Origin of the sequence: Campylobacter sp. RM15925 (assembly GCF_012978775.1) — a bacterium.
Classification (GTDB): domain Bacteria; phylum Campylobacterota; class Campylobacteria; order Campylobacterales; family Campylobacteraceae; genus Campylobacter_A; species Campylobacter_A canis.
On the sequence record NZ_LIWP01000022.1, the window covers coordinates 1 to 16,864 of the forward strand.

Here is a 16,864-nt window from a genome sequence, read left to right on the forward strand (position 1 = left end):
CATAGCATTTATCACACAAAAAGCAATTATATGCCAAATCATCACGTTTTGAAAAATCTAGCAAATTTATATCATATTTTTCTAAAAATTCGCAGTGTTTAGTGCAAGCTGAGCAGTCTATGCAAAGCTCAGGCGGATTTTTAGTATTTTTTTGCGATCTCATCTATGCTAATTCCTTTTTTAAATTGGTACTGTAAAATTTGCATTTTTATTATAGTTTTTAAAATACCTTCCTTTTTAAACTTTCTAGCACTTGTTGTAATGAATTTTGAAAGCTGGTAGAAGCTTAAACCCTGTTTTCTAGCCCTAATACTAAATTCTAAATCTTCCATTAAGGCTATCTCCTTAAATCCGCCAAGCTCGTCAAATAAGGACTTACTAATAAAAATACCTTGATCTCCAAAGGCTATATTTTTAAATTTTACTCGTAAATTTGAAAAGAACGAGATAATAGATAATATAATACCACTATCATCAAATTTCATCTTAAAACAACCCAGCTTACAATGGTCCAAGGCTTTTGCGGCTTTAATAATAGCATCGCTATCCTCAAAGCTACTATCAACATGTAAAAACAAAATTTTTTCAAATTTAGATTCTCTAACGCCTAAATTTTGCTGAATGCCGCGTCCTTTCAAAGATGGAATAACTTTAAACATCTTGCTTTTATAAATAAATTTACTAGCATCTACAAATATAACCTCAAATTCACCCTCTTGTTTGTTTAGCTCCTGCTCGAATCTCTTTATATTTTCAATGCTCTCATTATAAATCGGCACTATTACCGAAATCATTGCTCTTAATCCTTTTTATCCACCTTGCTCCAAAGCTTGAAACAAATACTAAAATAACCATTAGAATTAGTGCTATGGTAAATTCATTTGAATGCACATCAAGCATCTTCTCGCCCAAATTAACCATTATAAATGTAGCAGGCACAATGCCCACAAATGTAGCCAACATATACTCTTTTAGCTCTACATTCATAAGACCACATGCATAGTTTAAGGCATTATAAGGCACCAATGGCATAAGTCGCAAAATTAAAATCAAACTAAATTTACTTGATTGTCTGGCAAGGGCTTTTAAAGCTTTGCTTTGTGAATATTCAAAAAGATTCTTTACAGCATTAAACCCTAAAATTCGTGCAATATAAAACATCAAAATAGAGTTGATCATTGCTCCTAAGATAGTATACAGACTACCCATCAATAACCCAAATGCGGCTCCTGCAACTACTGCCAATATAGGTACAGGGAAGAAAAATATAGGCAAGATTGCAAAACATAATATATAAAGCAATGGGGCAAAAATTTTATGCTCGCCTATGAATATCTTAAGTTCGCTTATTCCTATACGATCTATAAAATATAAAGTGCCAGAAATTATAGTTACAAACAAAATAGGCTTAAGAAATTTTAGCAGCAACCTCTTCCTTTTTTGCTTTTCGTTCTGTCATAATTTTTTTAACAACATAAACTACAATAGAAAAAGCAAACAGTAAAGTAAGTCCTATAAACAAAATTTTACCTCCACCCATTAAACTTCCACCAAAATATGAGTAAACAATAGTTGCCGGTAGCTGACCGATACCTGTAGCCCAAAAGAAGCTCCAAAATCTAATCGAAGTAAGACCTGCTGCGTAACTGACCAGATCAAAGCTTACAAAAGGTAGTAGTCGACACACCATGATTGTATGTTTTCCATATTTGATAAAAAACTCATCTGTTGCTTCAAGTGCTTTTTTGCCTGTAATCTTTTCTACAACATCTCTGCCTAAAATACGTGCGATATAAAAACAAAGAACCGCACCAGCCATAGCCGAACTCCATGAAAGCACAGCACCCCAAACCCATCCAAATATCATAGCATTTGAAAGAGTAATAAGAAAGGCAGGGACTGGCGCCATAATACTTTGAAGCACCATTAAAAAGAAACTTACGCAAGCAGCAGTAGTTTTATCAAAGCTTTGCAAGTAGTGAAAAACTTCGTTTAGGTCAAATTTACTGAGCATCACTACAGAATCGGTAATTTGTTTATTTACCGCGGGAATAAACAAATACGCAATTGCAATCACAAATGCAACTAACAAGAGTATAATCTGCGATATTTTCATAGGATATCCTTTAAAAACTTCGAATGTAAAATCGACAAAAACTTGTCGCTAAGATATTCATTGATCTTTTTATAAGTAGTTTGATTTTTGATAGCTCGGCTACCTTGATATTCAACATAGGCCATTGCACACCAACTAAGACCTCGCAAGAAAGTCATACCTAGATACTCGTTAAATTTAGCTCTATCAACAGGCAAAATACACTCATACTTATCTAGAAAATTTTGCATTTCCTCCAAATCAAGTATGACATCAGTCTTCCAAAATGTAGTGGTTGGAGCTAGAAAGTGGGCCAAATCCTGCTCTTTTTCTCCAATTATAGGTTTTTCCCAGTCTATGATATAGGATTTTTTGCCTTCGTTTATTAAGAAATTTCCTGAATTTAGCTCAGTGTTTATTATACAAGGATCTTTTATCTCACGATCTAGATTAAACCATTTTAATCCTTTAATTAATGCTTGCAAAAATTCGCTTACATTTTGTTTTTTAAAATTTGAGTTAAGATAAATGCTAGACATCTTTTCGCACTCATCCATCATTACTTGTAAAGGTCTTTGTGCGATTATAAAGCTATGCTTGGGCGGAATTTTAACAGAGTGAATTTTAGCTAGCATACTAGATGCGATATCCAAATCACTATCATATCTTAAAGGACGACCCGGCAAAAACTGCATACTCATCGCCCCTCGCGGCAAAAACAGATTTGGCGGAAAATATCTAATAGGCTTTGGCGTTACATCTGAAATTTCTAAAATTTTAAGAGCATCATATTCGTACTTAATCTGGTTTTTTAAACCAATTTGCGATTTAGTATTTATACGAAATACAAAATTTTCACCTGATTTTTTAAATTTATAGTTTATATTGTATTCGCCGCTTGCCAAATGCTTTACTGTTTTAACTCCTAAAATATATGCAAAAATATCCTCTTTGGTGTCTATGTCTCGCAAAGCTTTCGTTTTGCAAGTTTTAATTCCAAGCTCTACAAATTTACTGCATATTCCATAATAAACAGTGTTTCTAACACTATAGTTGGAGCTAAAAATATCATACATATTTTTAATATTTACATCTTGTAGTCCAAGCAAGCAATACCCTCCGTCAAAGGTTGGTGTAATTACAGCATTGTTTTGAGCAAGCAAATCAAAACATCTACTTATATGCTCGGCACTAATATCTACAATGTCACTTCCGATAAGTAAAATTTTTTTAAATCCCAACGATCTTATTTGCTTAAAAGAATTTAACATTTTTTGGGCTAAATCATCGCCGCTTTGAGGATAAAATTCATACTCGCTTTTTAGCAAGTTATATAAAATTTCTTTTTTATCTTCAGGTGTGTAAAATACGAATATTTGAGTATTTTTTAGCTTTTTTAACTCTTCGTTTATATCTAATATTAGTTTTTTATGAAGTTTTACGGTTTGGCTTGGAGTTAAAAAGTCAAGTAGTCTAGTTTTAGTGCGTTTTGGTAATGGAACTCTAGTAAAAAATATTAGTGCTTTTTCGGTATTCATGGCTTATATTTACCAAAACTTACAAATAACACTATTATATTTACTATAGTCAAAATAGTTAAAAATCCATATCTAATCTGCCCTATACTTAAAAAATCTAAATAACTCTCTTTGATATTAAAAAATATTAGATTTGGCTTGTTCAGCCAAAATATGAGCAAAAACAATAAAACTTCACTAAATATAATGGCAGAAATATTTAAACGTTTTGCAAAAACTCCGTAAATTAGACCCATTAAAGCAAATCCAACAACTACATATCGATTATGCACTCTCATTTCAAGCCATATCGACATTGAGATGAGTAGTGTTGCGGTAAGCCCTAAAAGCAAACCGCAAAACGCATAATATGAAATTTTATAAACTTTCACTAATTGGCAACTTTAAAGCTAATGGATACAGGTGTACCATCTTTTGGAAGAACGTTTTTTATTCCTCTAAACTCTACCTCTTTTTTATTTTCAACCGCCCCATAAGTATATGAGTGATTTGAAATTATACCTACAGGACAACTGTCTAAGCAAGCGATACAACCGGTATTAAAACTCATTGCAGTAGCCTCATTGCCACCAAATCGCATATCAATCAATTTACCGTTACTGTCTTTTATGACTTCATTGATATCATGGTTCTTTGATGCCCCTTCCCATGTAACACTAATAGCTATCTTATCACCTTCCACATGAGTCTCAGGCCCATTTTTTAAAGTCATATTATTGCCAGGTTTTGCACCTATTTTTATCATTGCCTTATAAAAATCATTTTGATTAGCCAGTGATGTAAATACGGACTTCTCTCCAAACTTTCCTTGTCCGAAAACGACCGCATGACGAGTGCTTTCTTCAAGATATTTACCATTTACTTTTGCCAGAATAGTAATGGTCTTACTTGCCTCGTCAACAATCATGGGATTCTTTTCACTTAAATCACCAAATTTTACTTCGCCATTGGCCAAGCAAAATAAACCCAAAATAGCCATAAAAACTACTTTCTTAAACATTGGACACCCCTTATGTGGTAAGTAAAATAAAATTTGTAAAAATCAAGCAGTAAATATAGATTTTTGCAAATGTAATAAGCGACACGCGCTCTAAATTATTAAAAAAATTATATCAGTGGATATTTTAAATAAAACTTAAAATTAGCTTTTATCAAGTAGTTTTTGTGCCAAAACAACCAAATCCGTCTCCGCTTACACAAGCAAGACAATGTTCGGCGGTTTTAATCGTTCTATTTAAATTAGTAGCTTTTAAAGCATCGTCCAAAGAACGTATTTTGGATTCAAGATTAAGTGCGGCATTAAAATCACAATCATAAATTGTTCCGTCAAAAGCCACGTTAATAAGAGTTCTGCACATTACACTCTGCAAATTTTGCTCTTTAAAATTTTCGACCAAAAGATCAATGTACTCATCATACTCATCAAACCTTTTAAGCATCTTAGCAAAATTTCCTATAGGTAGGTTGCAAATACACAATAGCTTATTGAAACTAACGTTGTATTTTTTTAGCTCCTCTTTATATTTTGCCTCAAGATCAATTTGGTTTGGCGGCAGATAAGCTCCATTAGGATTATATATCAAATTTATATTACTAATACCAGCCTTATTTATCAAATTTAATGCTAAAATCTGCTTTTCAAAGCTTCCTTTACCGCGCATAGCATCATTAAAATCCTTTTCATAAAAAGGAACAGATGCCATAATAGTAACGTTAAATTTTTTATAAATTTCTATAAATTTTTGATATTGTGGATCCAAAAGTATAGTTAAATTTGTGCGAACAAAAATCTCTTTAGCAAAGGGAGTGAATTTAAAGAGTATATACTCTAAATTTTCATTCATCTCAGGTGCACCACCGGTAATGTCAAGCTCGCTAAAACCAAATTTTTTGAACACCATCAAAGATTTATCTATAATATCTTTTTCCATCATCTCAGTTCGCTTTGGATGTGCCTCTACATGACAGTGGTAACAGCTCATATTACACTTTTTGGTTATATTTAACTGCATAGTTTTTGGGAAGTCAAATTCTATCTGCATTTCATTCATATTATGACTTGATTTTTAAAAGGGTCTAGAGCAGACCCTCATATTATCTTAATTATTTTACTAAATTGTATTTATACTCTTTTGTTCCATCAAGTAAATTTGATGCATCGTATCCTTGGGCTGTTAAAGTCTCAACAAGTTTGGCACTTCTATTTCCTGTATAGCAGTGGGCTACTATCTTTTTATCTTTATTGGCCTCTAAAATTGCTTTGTAGTTTTCTAGTGGCTCTCCGTCAGGTATGTTGATAGCTCCTTGTATATGTCCTTCATCATAATCTTTCTTCGCTCTTACATCAATAACTAATAAATTAGGATTTGATGATATTTGATTAAATTGATTAGCGTTAATGCTTCCAAATTTATAAAGATCATAGTTATACTGCTTAACTCCCTCGGCATTAATTACTTTAGTAAAGCCTTTTTCTTTTAATTGCTTCTCTACTTTTCCACTTTTATTTCCAGTGTTGCAATAAACTACTATATCTTTGTTTTGATAACCGTCTAACTCGCTTAATCTATTTGCAACTTGGTCAAAAGGGATATTAATTGCATGCTTTAAATGTCCCGCTTTATATTCATCAGCACTTCTAACATCGATAACTAGATATTTTTCTTTCTCTTTGTTATCAGCTTGAATTTTAGCTAAATCAGCACCACTCATTTTGCCTTCACTGCTTACTTTGTTATCCGAGCAAGCAGTTAAAAGTCCAACCGCAAAAAGCGCAACGACAACCTTCAAAATTTTGCCAAAAGCAACATTCATACTATCTCCTTAAGATAAATAAATTTCTATAATAAAAATTTGGTTAAATTTCACGCTTGTGGATACAAAGAATATAAAATCGCGCGAATGTTATTTGGCAACTGCCAACTTATAAATGAGTGATTATATATGAATTAATATTAAATGCAAATTAAGCTATAATTCAATTTTTACTATTTAGGATTAATTATGACAGGTTGCACAAATGACTATATCATAGAATTTAACGATCAGCCAGAACTTCAAACAGATGAACTTTGGATAGCTGGTGGTATGTATGGCAACATTTATGCTATAGAGAAATTGAACGAAGTAGCACTTGGTAAAACAATAGTTTATAATGGAGATTTGCATTGGTTTGATGCTAGTAAAGAATCCTTTGATAAAGTTGAGGAGTTAAGCAAGGATAGTATTAAACTAAATGGAAATGTGGAAGTAGAGTTGAAAAGAGTTGAAAATTTAGGTTGCGGGTGCAACTATCCATCTTACGAAGAAGAAGTCATAGTAAAAAACGCCGAACTAATCCATACTAGGCTTAAAAGCATAGGTTCTGATTTTTCTATATTTGAAGACAGAAAAACAACTATGCATGTAAATGTTGCTGGCGTAAAGGTAGCTATAACTCATGGTGACGAAAAGAGTCTTAATGGCTGGGGATTTGATCATGAGGTTTTGAAAACAAAAACAAGGCAAGATGAGATATTTAATTGGTTTCAAAAAACAAAATTTGACATTATAGCCACTAGCCATACCTGCAAAGCGGCTGTTTTAAATTTCTCAAACAAAGTAATATTAAACAACGGTTCAGCCGGCATGCCTAATTTTAGTGAATTTGTATCAGGCCTAGTAACTAGAATAGCTTCTACTCCAAACGAAAAAGCACTATTTAGATCGAAAATTGGCGATGTGTTTGCGGAGCTTATACTGCTTAAATACAATAAAAAAGAATTTTTAAGATATTTTGAGGAACTTTGGAGCGAAGACTCGGCAGCCAGTATTAGCTACAAGGCTAGAATTTTAGGATACGGCTGTCCTTTAAGCTATAAAGATATAAATTTTGGCGGCTTTAAGGAAGCTTAGTTGCAAAAATAGATTTTATCTGATACTGGCAATTATCAGCATAAAATTCGTCATTATTTTATAAATACAATATTTTGTGACTATTTTTTAGAAAGCATGAATCTGGCTGTGCAAATGCCTTTTGAAACTTGCATTGGTTAAAATTTATAATAAACACTGCTTGACAGACAAGAGTTGGTTAAAAGATTTGCCAATAGTAAAATGATGACCTTCTAAAGCATATTTTACTAGTTTGTTACACTAGCACTCTCTTTAAGAAGCTCATTTTAAAAGACGTTGTAGAAAAATCTGGCAATATGAGCTAATATATAACAAAGTTGATGTCAAAAAGCTAAAAATCTAAATAATTTTAAAGCTTATCATATTCCTAATATTACAAAATTTTAGAGAAAGATAAGAAAAATTCAGTTTAAGTGATTGCATGGATATATATGTTTTACAGAGATTGTTTGAAACTCTATATTTTTCATCTAAAAACTATTTATCATATTTGAATATAAAAAACATTAATCATGCCTTCTTGAGATTTACTTAATTTATATATCTATTCATAAATATTCCTATATATTTTTTGTTATTGAATCTTATAAACTCATTTCATATTGCCTATTTGTAATCTTTGTCTGTACTTCACTAGCAACTTCAGGCAATTCATTCTGTAAAAAGTCTTTTATAACAGGTATCTTTTTTATGATGTTTGAAAAGAAATTGATTGCCTTGGTTTTAAAATACTTTAAAGCATTTAGTTCTTCACTTTGAGAGACAATAATTTTATTCAAGCTTTCTTTTTCATCATTTAATTTGTTGTTTTGTTGAGAAAGTTCTAAATTCCTATCCTTGTAGACTACAAGCTCACGCTCTAAGTTATCTGCTTGTATTGCTTTTTCCTCGAGTGGCTTTATTTTCTCTTGAAAGTTTTTTATTTCTTGTTCCTTTTGCTCTGATTCTTGCTTGAAACACATTGCTTCTGCTCTAGCCATTGCAGTTTCGCCTTTAATTTCCTTATTTTCTTTTGTTAAAACGTCTATTTGTTTGAATTTTTCCCTAATCTCATCTGTACTACCAAATTCTTCCTCGCTTGTTTTTATTATGCTCTCTAAATTTTCTATTTTTTGCTTTTGATCATTAATTATGTTATCTTGATTAAGTAAATTTGCATTTTCTTGAGTAAGTTTATTATTTGTAGCTTTTAGCTTATCATTAATTTCTAACAAATCTTTATTTTCTTGAAGTATTTCACTATTTTTTAAAAGCTGGGCGGTTAATTCATTTATCTGCTCTTTTAACTCGACTTCTGAAACAATATAGATTCTGTCTTGAAAAATTTGTAATACTTGTTTTCTTAAAGAGCCGATTAACTTGCCATATTCGCTCGGATCTAGTTCGTAATACTCATCCCCAAAAAGATGCTTATCCTTTGTAATAAATTTCGATATGGTTTGATTAATTAAATTCGATATTTGCTTGTGTAATTCTTGTTCGCTTTTGAACTCCAATTCAGCCTGATGCATCTGTTTAAGGTTTTTATGAACACTCTTGCTGCCCTTAACACCCCTGACTGCTATTTGACTAAAAGCATCAGCAGCCATATCTTGAAGCGATGAGCCAAACTGTTGTATCTCTCTTCTGCTGCGTCTTATGCAAGCATGTCTTGAATAATCGTAATTTTCGAATAAGATTTGATAATGCTTGACTTTCTCATCATTATGTTCGGCTATAGAAATACACTCAACTCCATATTTTAGACAGTACGCATTAACAAATCTTTGAGCTTGACTTCTTAGATCAAGACTATTTATCAAATTAACCTCTTGATCGTTTAATCCCTCCTTGGAATTCTTTGGCCTAGTTGTTCCGAAAGTGATTAAAATTTCAGTAAAAGGAGTCATTTTTTCTGCCATGACTTTTTCTTAACTTTACCATTCTTGTCTGTTGTTGTTTGGATCTCATAATCTTTTTTGAAGGAATTCATCTTGTTATTGATCATATCCCTTATTTCGCTACTTTGAAAACTATGACTGGAAGCATCAAACAAGGAGCCATATGGATTTTGAATAAAATATTTATTAGCTTCTGGCTTTCTACGCAAATATTTAATACGCTTGGTCTGCTCTGGCTCTCGTAGATTATGAGCAAGTCTACCTATGGCTTTATCCGGAGTTAAATTCTCTGAGAGGGCAGATACCACTATCTCGTATCCATTAATTTTTATAGGACTCATCTAGAGCTACTGTCCGCTGATCTTAATTCTTTTTTGAAATATATAAGCAGCTATATCTGTTATCGAAAAAGCTATACGAGAATTTTTTGCATCACCCATCTTTATATAGCGTGGTATATCTCTACCCTGAGATATACGCAAATCCAATGTTGAGACTCCTATACCAAGTAGCTTTGCAGTCTGCTCTCTATTTAGCATCACCCTACCAGCAAATTGAGACTTTATACAATCAAGAAGCTGTTTATAATCTTGATTTTCATAAAAACTATTTAACATACAACACCTCATTTTTTGATTTATCAATAAGTAATTATAGTGATCATGCTAGTTTATTTTTAAAAAGTACTGTTTTTAAAAAAATTTTTAATACTTTGCAACAGTTTAGGGTAATTTATAGTGATATGAAGAAAAATTTTTAAACTTATTTTTGCAATAAAGTAGATTTTTAAAAACATTAAAGGATGCTAAAACGCATAGGAATAAATTAAGGCAATTTAGATTATTAAAAATTTTTGGGAACAAATAGGGAACAAATTTGACAAAATCAAGAAAACTTAAAGCTTTAGAAATATCGGTAAAATCGTGTTTTTAAAAGGGTTTTTATAAGTAAATGGCTCCGGATGCTGAATCAGAACCTGGTTGCATTAAACACTGTATTTTAGGCACTTTAAGCTTACTAAAAAAATGCTAGTGACTCACTTTTGACTCACTTTTTTTCGGAATAAAGTAGAATAAAACAGGATAAGCTTAGAAATAAAATGGAAAAAATAGGAAAAGTTTTTGTTAAATTTCACAAATTTTTCAATTGGTTTTCAAAAGGTAAAATTACAAAAATAGGTTAAATCCCTAAGTTTAGGGTTTTAAATGATATAAAAAAAATGATAAGTTTTTTATGTTTTATAAAATGCCGTATTTTAGGCACTTTTGTATTTTAAAAATTTAACTAAAATATCTTTTAATATCTTAGATTAGTTGGCTATATGTTTTTAGATTTAATTACAATGCTTAAAAATTTTTCATATGTATTTTTTTGATATTACTATTTTATTTTTATTAGTCTAGCAAGATACTAGTTCCGCGATTGTTGTTTTTTAATTCTACTTTCATTTTATCGTAACAATAAATAATGTTGTTGATAATTTCCTCTGCCGACAAAAATGAAAACTTATTTCTTTTTTCAATGAATTCATTAATACAAGCCGCAGAAGCTGTCTTAATAAAATCAACAACTATCAAACTCACCATCATAAGCATCGCTTCTGTTTCTAACACCAAGTACAAGTACTATAAGCTCATAATCTTTTATCTTGCATATTATTCTGTATCCTCCGACTCTATATCTCCAAAGACCGGATAGATTTCCTATAAGTGGTTTACCTTCATCACGAGGATTATCTAAGCCTTCTATCTCTTTTAGCTTTTTAAGTATTTTAATGATAATACTATTATCTAACTTCTTAAGCTCTTTTAACGCATTTTTACTGAAATTTACTTTCATATTTTTACGCCAAGTTCTTTAGCTACTTCATCAAGAGTATAAAACTGAGGATTAGGATCACTCTCTATCTTTTTTAACTCTTCCATAGCATCTATATAATCATTCATATCTTCTAAGAATCTTTTTATGGCTTCTTGAACGTAAAAGCTTTTTGTTCGTTTGGTATCTTTTGCTAATCTCTCAAGCTTAGTTCCTATATCTTTATCTAGTCTAACTGAAATTTGCATATTTAATCCTTTGTATTATTTGCATTACAAGTATTATAGCATATTTTATAAAGCAATTAAAGTCGATGTGTTGAGACATGAAGTATAGATTAATTATATTGCCTAATAACCATAAGCCTTAAATTCACTCTTTTGTTTTTTATTTAGTATCACCAATTCACACCCTCACATCCACTCTCTTATAAAATCTATCCTTTTCTTGTATCTGTTTATCATTGCTATTTAAAGTATGGTTAAGATATGAGATATTGTATAGCTCATTTGAGCTTATTATATTGTTATTAGCTAGATGTATTAAAAACCTTAATTCATTGTTTTTCATTATCTTGCTTATTGCTGTTGCTCCAAGCTCTTTTAGACTTACAAATTTATCATCTTGTTTAATAGCTATGGTTTCAAAGTCAAGGCTGTTTAGTTCTTCTTTGCTCATATTCTTAGCTTCAAGGTTGATGTTAGCTCTTTTATCTGATATAAAAGCTAAACGCGAACTTGGTTTTTATCTCTATAGATTTGCTGATTTAAGTTTAGGAAGCTTAAAGCCGGTAATTTGGTTTAAGAATTAGGGAAATTTAGTTACATTTAGTAGATTTCTTAAAAAATCGATCATGCTTAAATTGTTAAATTTAGTGTCTAGTTTTTTTCTTTTTCTAAATCCCATTTTGATACCAAGCCAAACTACAACTAAAAACCCAATGCAACAAATTACCCAAACAATTTGTGTAAAGCGATTAAAAAATCCCGTGTGAAGATTGTAAATAACATCATATAAATAATACTTACTTTCTTTCATATGAAAATTTTTATCTTCATCTCTTGTAATATTATAATAGTCAAAATTTCCTAATATAATCTTATAGTTATCTTTGTCGTATATGCATAGCCAAGAATTATTGCTAATATTTTGAAAACTAGATAGTGCCTTGTCAAAATCAATCCCTATAAAATCTTTCTCAGGCTGGGAAAATTTCAGATCACTTTCAAATTTGTTTATAAAATCCATTACATAAGAAAAGCAGTAGTAAATAGCCGTAAGCGAAATAACCAGTAAAATAGAGGCAATATAAAGCCCAAAAATTGAGTGCAAACTCCTTAATTTAGCAAGACCGCGAAAATTGAAATTTAAGCTCATTGATTTTTTGAAATTTCGCTTTAAATCAGGCATATAAAGATATATACCAGAAAAAATAAAAAATAAAATTCCAAGGTTAGCCAAGGCAATAATCCACTCCCCAATTTTTTCATAGCCAAATATTTCTAAGCCAAGATTAAAATGCAAAGAGTATATAAAATTTAAAAATTTGCTTGAAGCAGTATTGCTACCAATAAAAGTACCATCTTTAGAGTAAAAATAAAAGCTTCTACTTTTATCATTTTCGTATCCTCCAAAGCCAACATAATAATCTCCGAAAACTATACGCTCTAGAGCAAAATTTTGGTTTTTTTTCTTTAAATCTGTCAAAATTGTATTAAGGCTCTTTTGCTCTCCTCTCATCTGTCCATAGTAAACTTTGTCGATCAAATGACTATAATCATTAAAAAAGCTTATCATAATCCCAGATATTGATAAATTTAAAAAAATCAAAGCGCAAACAAAACCCAAATAAAGGTGTAATTTTTTTATCATTTTTTTCAAAGCAAGCCTTAAAGGTATATTTTTGGGCTAGAAAATCTAGCCCAAAAACTTAAAAAGGAGTTTTATAAACTAAAATTCGTATTCAGCCCTTAGCATAAAATTGCGTGGCTCGCCATTTGTATACCGACCCCAATCATTTAAGATATGTTTTTTGTTGAGAGCGTTGTTGATATTTGCTTGAACTTTAAATTTAGGTGTAACTTGATAATTTGCATGCAAGTTTAAAATTCCGAAAGCTGGAGTATCAAATTTCTTATCATCCCAAGCTAAATATGTAGCATTTCTCCAACTATAATCACCGCCAACGTTAACTCCTTTAAGGATTTCATAGTCGAGAGCAAATTTAAAAGTTTTTGTTGGAATGTAAGTGTTTAAAGGTTGTTTTTTATGATCTTTTGCGACCGCATAAGTATAACCTCCATAAATATTTAGGTTACCAATATTTCCGCTTAGTCCAACTTCAAATCCTCTTGTTTTAGCACCATTTACTGGTTCATAAATCCAAATTGTATCGTGTTCTATAGATTTAACAAACGAAGCAACTCCATTTCGTCTTGTTTCAAAAACCGCTAAATTAGTGTTTATATTTCCATCTAAAAATTGCGATTTCAAACCTATTTCATAGTTCGTTCCGACTATAGGTTTAAGTTTTTTCTTGTTTTCGTCAATTTCAGCTTGTGGAGTAAAAATATCGGTTATACTTGCATAAATTGTATGTCCTTTGATATATTCATAAGTTAAACCAAAATATTTAGATACATTATTATTTTTATAATCTTCAGCTTCATACCAGCTGCCTTGATCTGTTTTTGTAACTCTTGAATACTTAGTGAGTCTTAAACCGAGTAAGACTGAAAGATTGTCTGTCAAATTAGTGTTATTAATAAGACTAATTGAATTTTGGGTTGTTTTCATATTTGCCTTATCGGCTAATTCGTAATCTGGTCTACCTTGATTAAACTTGCCTTCAAAAAATCTGCCACTAAAATCAAAAGAATCCCAAATTCCTGCTGCGGTAGTAGGTTTGTAAATATCAAAATTTAATTTATTTTTATTACTTTGAAGAGTAAGAGCAAATTGATTAGCAATATTTGCTATTTCGTAATTACCGCTTAGTTTAGCCGTTAAAACATCAATTTTTCTATCTGCTTTTGTAAATAAAGACGATGCTTTTGTAAAATTTCCGTTAATATATGTAGAATTATCAACATCAAATCGATACCAATCTTGCTTAAAATTTTGGTGGTTATAGCTTAAATCTAGCTCAAAATCATTATCAAAAAAATGTCTAAAATTTAAGAATTGTGTAGTAACTACACTTGATGAACTAGCCCAAGACGGTGAAAAGTTATAGCCTATAGGAAAGTCCAAAGTGTTTCCACTTGCATCTTTTCTAAAAAGTCCTGACCACATTGTAGCTTTATTTTTAGTATTTATATAATCGGCTCCAATTCTTAAAAGCGAGCTATCACCGATATCAAAATCAACAACTCCAGCAACTACTCCTTTTCTTGATTTATATCTATCTACAAAATAATCCCTGTCTTGTAGAGCAAAATTTAATCTCGCCCTAATACTCCTGTCTTTATTGAGTGCATAAGATAAATCAGTATCAACTCTTTTAAAATCCCAAGATCCATAACTTAATCCAAGTCTTGCAAAATCTTTTGTAACATGCGGCACTTTGCGGACTAAGTTTATGTTTGCCGAAGGCTCTCCGGCACCTTTCATAAGTCCAGTTGCACCACGAACGATTTCGATTCTATCAAGTAGCAAAGTATCTGTTAATCCTACTTCGGAAATTCCATTGTGCTGAGCGTTTTGAAGTGTTACGCCATCTATTGAGATACTATCAACTTCGCTGTTTCTTGAGTGAATTTCAAATCTTTCAGGGTCTCTTTTTCTAAAACTTACACCAACAACTCTATTTAATGCATCGTTTGCTTCGTAACTCGAGCTAGTTGTTTGTTTTAGATTTTTACTTGTTAAAGCATCTGTAGATTGTGGAGTTTTAAGAATTGAAAGCTCCAAACCAGTAGCAGCTTTACTTGCCTTGTATCCGTAAGAGTTACTATCCTCGGTGCTTTCACCTAAGTAATCTGATGCCACTTCTATGGCATCAAGCTTCACCTCTTCGGCTGCTTGCAACCCCCCCCCTATAGCAAACAGGAGAGCAACGCTTAATGAAATTTTGCTTTTCATTATTTTTCCTTTTTTTAAAATAAAATTGATATTAAATATTATATTTTTTAACTCTTAGGATTTATTTAAAAATTGTTTATATTGTAATCTTTTTACTAACTTTTTTATAGAATAATAAAGTCATAAGTTTATAAATATGTTAAAAAGAAAAACCTTGAATAGCCTCTACAGCTCAATAAATATTGAACTTATAAAATTATAGATTTTGATAGTCCTATGTTTGGATTCGAACCAATAACTAAAAAGTAAACATATATTTTTGTAATAACATATAATCATAAGAAGTTTCAAAGTCATACTTTATTAAAAAGTGAGTCACTTGTTTAAGTTTTTATCTAGTGACTCACTTTTGACTCACTTTTTTTCGGAATAGAGTAGAATCAATAAGAAATTTAAAGAAAAAATAAGAAAAATTTAAGCAAAAATAGATCAAAAATCAAAGAAAAATAGTTGATTCTAAGCTCGTATTCAAGGCTTTTTAAGAACTTTTTAGAAAGAAAAAGAATAAAATGGAAAAATAAAGAAAAAAATGGAACTGAAAGGAAATGGCTCCGGATGCTGGATTCGAACCAGCGACCAATCGGTTAACAGCCGACTACTCTACCGCTGAGCTAATCCGGAACAAGTTGTTAAGAAAGCGTTATTATAGATAAAAACATTCGTTTTGTCAATTAAATTTAGCTTAAATTCTTGTCTTTTGCCGATATTTTTAAGATACTATTTAAATTTACAAAACTAATTTAGCTTAGTTTATAAAAATGAGCTCCGGCTATATTTACTATTTTGATTTTTTTAGATTCTAAAAGTTTATTTAAATTTCTTTTTGAGTTTTCAGAAAAGCTGTTTTTAACATCATTTTCGCTCTGAGGACGACGAGCAAGAAGATGCAAAAGCTGCTCCTCATCAAATTCAAGCAGATCACCGCTATATTTGGCACTGGCCACTACGCATGGAACGTTTTTGATCTCACAAGCAAGCTCATTTAAAAATTCTCTTGAAACACCCTTAACAGGATATGACGGGGGACGATCGATACTGCTTATATCGACTCTGCTAGGCGATATTTGATTTATAGCCAAATTTAAAGCCTCAAACTCCTTTTTAGTGTCATTCAGTCTTTTGACAACTAAAATTTCAAGCACAAGTTCGCCTTCAAATTCCTTACTAAATTCGCTCATTTTTTCAATCAAATCCGAAACGTAAAGATCTTTTTTACCTCGATCTATCTTAATAAATGTCTTTTGAATAGCACTATCAAGGCTAAATTTAACTATATCAAGCCCCAAAAGAGCATTATAAATTTTAGGATTAAGCACCCCCGTGCCGTTTGAAAGTATAAGAAGTTTTGACTCGCCTTTTATCAAATTCAGCTCGGCAATCAGCTCGGCTAAATTCGGATATAAAGTAGGCTCGCCGTTTGCGGTAATCGTTATAACGTCAATATTTTTATCTTTTTTAAGGGCCTGCTTGACCTCATTTACTACATCATTAACGCTTGGCGGATCTGATATCTCGTCTACGATCTTAGCTTGAGTTAGCTCGCAATAAACACAATC

General features: G+C 31.3%; 18 protein-coding genes and 1 tRNA gene. 1 reads left to right on the forward strand and 18 read right to left on the reverse strand.

The features are described from left to right. Positions 1–140 precede the first annotated feature (140 nt). From CDOM15925_RS09625 to CDOM15925_RS09660, 8 genes are all read right to left on the reverse strand, one after another. On the reverse strand, positions 141–794 hold the full coding sequence (locus CDOM15925_RS09625; RefSeq protein WP_169943195.1) for a TIGR04283 family arsenosugar biosynthesis glycosyltransferase: 654 nt from the start codon (positions 792–794) through the stop codon (positions 141–143). Further along, a complete protein-coding gene (locus tag CDOM15925_RS09630; RefSeq protein WP_169943196.1) occupies positions 766–1,428 on the reverse strand; it encodes a TVP38/TMEM64 family protein in 663 nt (220 codons plus the stop codon). Before CDOM15925_RS09630 ends, CDOM15925_RS09625 begins: the two co-directional genes overlap by 29 nt. Further along, a complete protein-coding gene (locus tag CDOM15925_RS09635; protein ID WP_169943197.1) occupies positions 1,409–2,116 on the reverse strand; it encodes a TVP38/TMEM64 family protein in 708 nt (235 codons plus the stop codon). Before CDOM15925_RS09635 ends, CDOM15925_RS09630 begins: the two co-directional genes overlap by 20 nt. Beyond that, positions 2,113–3,633 carry a TIGR04282 family arsenosugar biosynthesis glycosyltransferase gene (locus CDOM15925_RS09640; protein WP_169943198.1) on the reverse strand — a complete coding sequence of 507 codons (1,521 nt, stop codon included), beginning with the start codon at positions 3,631–3,633 and terminating at the stop codon, positions 2,113–2,115. Before CDOM15925_RS09640 ends, CDOM15925_RS09635 begins: the two co-directional genes overlap by 4 nt. After that, entirely contained in the window at positions 3,630–4,004 is a 375-nt protein-coding gene (locus CDOM15925_RS09645) for a hypothetical protein (RefSeq protein WP_169943199.1), read from the reverse strand. Before CDOM15925_RS09645 ends, CDOM15925_RS09640 begins: the two co-directional genes overlap by 4 nt. Next, positions 4,004–4,633 (reverse strand): YdjY domain-containing protein, encoded by a 630-nt coding sequence (locus CDOM15925_RS09650; protein ID WP_169943200.1) that lies wholly within the window; start codon positions 4,631–4,633, stop codon positions 4,004–4,006. The genes CDOM15925_RS09645 and CDOM15925_RS09650 overlap by 1 nt, the downstream gene beginning before the upstream one ends. Positions 4,634–4,784: 151 nt before the next feature. After that, the gene (arsS, locus tag CDOM15925_RS09655; RefSeq protein ID WP_169943201.1) at positions 4,785–5,684 is read right to left on the reverse strand and encodes an arsenosugar biosynthesis radical SAM (seleno)protein ArsS; all 900 of its coding nucleotides are present in this window, start codon (positions 5,682–5,684) and stop codon (positions 4,785–4,787) included. A 52-nt stretch (positions 5,685–5,736) separates the two neighbouring features. Further along, a complete protein-coding gene (locus CDOM15925_RS09660) occupies positions 5,737–6,447 on the reverse strand; it encodes a rhodanese-like domain-containing protein (protein ID WP_169943202.1) in 711 nt (236 codons plus the stop codon). Between the two features lie 189 nt (positions 6,448–6,636). On the opposite strand from CDOM15925_RS09660, the gene CDOM15925_RS09665 reads away from it, so the two are divergent. Beyond that, the gene (locus tag CDOM15925_RS09665; protein ID WP_169943203.1) at positions 6,637–7,527 is read left to right on the forward strand and encodes a calcineurin phosphoesterase; all 891 of its coding nucleotides are present in this window, start codon (positions 6,637–6,639) and stop codon (positions 7,525–7,527) included. A 584-nt stretch (positions 7,528–8,111) separates the two neighbouring features. Here CDOM15925_RS09665 and CDOM15925_RS09670 read toward each other — a convergent pair. From CDOM15925_RS09670 to CDOM15925_RS09715, 10 genes are all read right to left on the reverse strand, one after another. After that, entirely contained in the window at positions 8,112–9,428 is a 1,317-nt protein-coding gene (locus CDOM15925_RS09670; RefSeq protein WP_169943204.1) for a hypothetical protein, read from the reverse strand. Continuing rightward, positions 9,413–9,748, reverse strand: a complete 336-nt coding sequence (locus CDOM15925_RS09675) for a hypothetical protein (protein ID WP_169943205.1) — start codon at positions 9,746–9,748, stop codon at positions 9,413–9,415. The genes CDOM15925_RS09670 and CDOM15925_RS09675 overlap by 16 nt, the downstream gene beginning before the upstream one ends. A gap of 6 nt (positions 9,749–9,754) precedes the next feature. Then, positions 9,755–10,024 carry a helix-turn-helix transcriptional regulator gene (locus CDOM15925_RS09680; protein ID WP_169943206.1) on the reverse strand — a complete coding sequence of 90 codons (270 nt, stop codon included), beginning with the start codon at positions 10,022–10,024 and terminating at the stop codon, positions 9,755–9,757. A 946-nt stretch (positions 10,025–10,970) separates the two neighbouring features. After that, positions 10,971–11,246: a type II toxin-antitoxin system RelE family toxin gene (locus CDOM15925_RS09685; RefSeq protein WP_169943207.1), complete on the reverse strand. Its 276-nt coding sequence runs from the start codon at positions 11,244–11,246 to the stop codon at positions 10,971–10,973. Next, complete coding sequence (gene relB / locus CDOM15925_RS09690; RefSeq protein ID WP_169943208.1) at positions 11,243–11,473, reverse strand: type II toxin-antitoxin system RelB family antitoxin; 231 nt, start codon at positions 11,471–11,473, stop codon at positions 11,243–11,245. Before relB ends, CDOM15925_RS09685 begins: the two co-directional genes overlap by 4 nt. A gap of 157 nt (positions 11,474–11,630) precedes the next feature. Continuing rightward, on the reverse strand, positions 11,631–11,903 hold the full coding sequence (locus tag CDOM15925_RS09695; RefSeq protein WP_169943209.1) for a hypothetical protein: 273 nt from the start codon (positions 11,901–11,903) through the stop codon (positions 11,631–11,633). A gap of 129 nt (positions 11,904–12,032) precedes the next feature. Next, a complete protein-coding gene (locus tag CDOM15925_RS09700) occupies positions 12,033–13,097 on the reverse strand; it encodes a PepSY-associated TM helix domain-containing protein (RefSeq protein WP_249934734.1) in 1,065 nt (354 codons plus the stop codon). 78 nt (positions 13,098–13,175) lie between these two features. Then, positions 13,176–15,308: a TonB-dependent siderophore receptor gene (locus CDOM15925_RS09705; protein ID WP_169943211.1), complete on the reverse strand. Its 2,133-nt coding sequence runs from the start codon at positions 15,306–15,308 to the stop codon at positions 13,176–13,178. A 546-nt stretch (positions 15,309–15,854) separates the two neighbouring features. After that, a tRNA-Asn gene (locus tag CDOM15925_RS09710) sits at positions 15,855–15,929 on the reverse strand. A gap of 119 nt (positions 15,930–16,048) precedes the next feature. Further along, a partial coding sequence (locus CDOM15925_RS09715) for a radical SAM protein (protein WP_169943212.1) occupies positions 16,049–16,864 on the reverse strand: 816 nt, incomplete at its 5' end.

What these genes read in the sequence shown, in the direction of transcription:
- CDOM15925_RS09705 (WP_169943211.1), bottom strand. Translation starts at nt 15,308, where the DNA reads ATGAAAAGCAAAATTTCATTAAGCGTTGCTCTCCTGTTTGCTATAGGG.
- CDOM15925_RS09625 (WP_169943195.1), bottom strand. Translation starts at nt 794, where the DNA reads ATGATTTCGGTAATAGTGCCGATTTATAATGAGAGCATTGAAAATATA.
- CDOM15925_RS09695 (WP_169943209.1), bottom strand. Translation starts at nt 11,903, where the DNA reads ATGAGCAAAGAAGAACTAAACAGCCTTGACTTTGAAACCATAGCTATT.
- CDOM15925_RS09660 (WP_169943202.1), bottom strand. Translation starts at nt 6,447, where the DNA reads ATGAATGTTGCTTTTGGCAAAATTTTGAAGGTTGTCGTTGCGCTTTTT.
- CDOM15925_RS09650 (WP_169943200.1), bottom strand. Translation starts at nt 4,633, where the DNA reads ATGTTTAAGAAAGTAGTTTTTATGGCTATTTTGGGTTTATTTTGCTTG.
- CDOM15925_RS09685 (WP_169943207.1), bottom strand. Translation starts at nt 11,246, where the DNA reads ATGAAAGTAAATTTCAGTAAAAATGCGTTAAAAGAGCTTAAGAAGTTA.
- CDOM15925_RS09700 (WP_249934734.1), bottom strand. Translation starts at nt 13,097, where the DNA reads ATGATAAAAAAATTACACCTTTATTTGGGTTTTGTTTGCGCTTTGATT.
- CDOM15925_RS09675 (WP_169943205.1), bottom strand. Translation starts at nt 9,748, where the DNA reads ATGAGTCCTATAAAAATTAATGGATACGAGATAGTGGTATCTGCCCTC.
- CDOM15925_RS09680 (WP_169943206.1), bottom strand. Translation starts at nt 10,024, where the DNA reads ATGTTAAATAGTTTTTATGAAAATCAAGATTATAAACAGCTTCTTGAT.
- CDOM15925_RS09665 (WP_169943203.1), top strand. Translation starts at nt 6,637, where the DNA reads ATGACAGGTTGCACAAATGACTATATCATAGAATTTAACGATCAGCCA.
- CDOM15925_RS09640 (WP_169943198.1), bottom strand. Translation starts at nt 3,633, where the DNA reads ATGAATACCGAAAAAGCACTAATATTTTTTACTAGAGTTCCATTACCA.
- arsS (WP_169943201.1), bottom strand. Translation starts at nt 5,684, where the DNA reads ATGAATGAAATGCAGATAGAATTTGACTTCCCAAAAACTATGCAGTTA.
- CDOM15925_RS09670 (WP_169943204.1), bottom strand. Translation starts at nt 9,428, where the DNA reads ATGGCAGAAAAAATGACTCCTTTTACTGAAATTTTAATCACTTTCGGA.
- CDOM15925_RS09635 (WP_169943197.1), bottom strand. Translation starts at nt 2,116, where the DNA reads ATGAAAATATCGCAGATTATACTCTTGTTAGTTGCATTTGTGATTGCA.
- relB (WP_169943208.1), bottom strand. Translation starts at nt 11,473, where the DNA reads ATGCAAATTTCAGTTAGACTAGATAAAGATATAGGAACTAAGCTTGAG.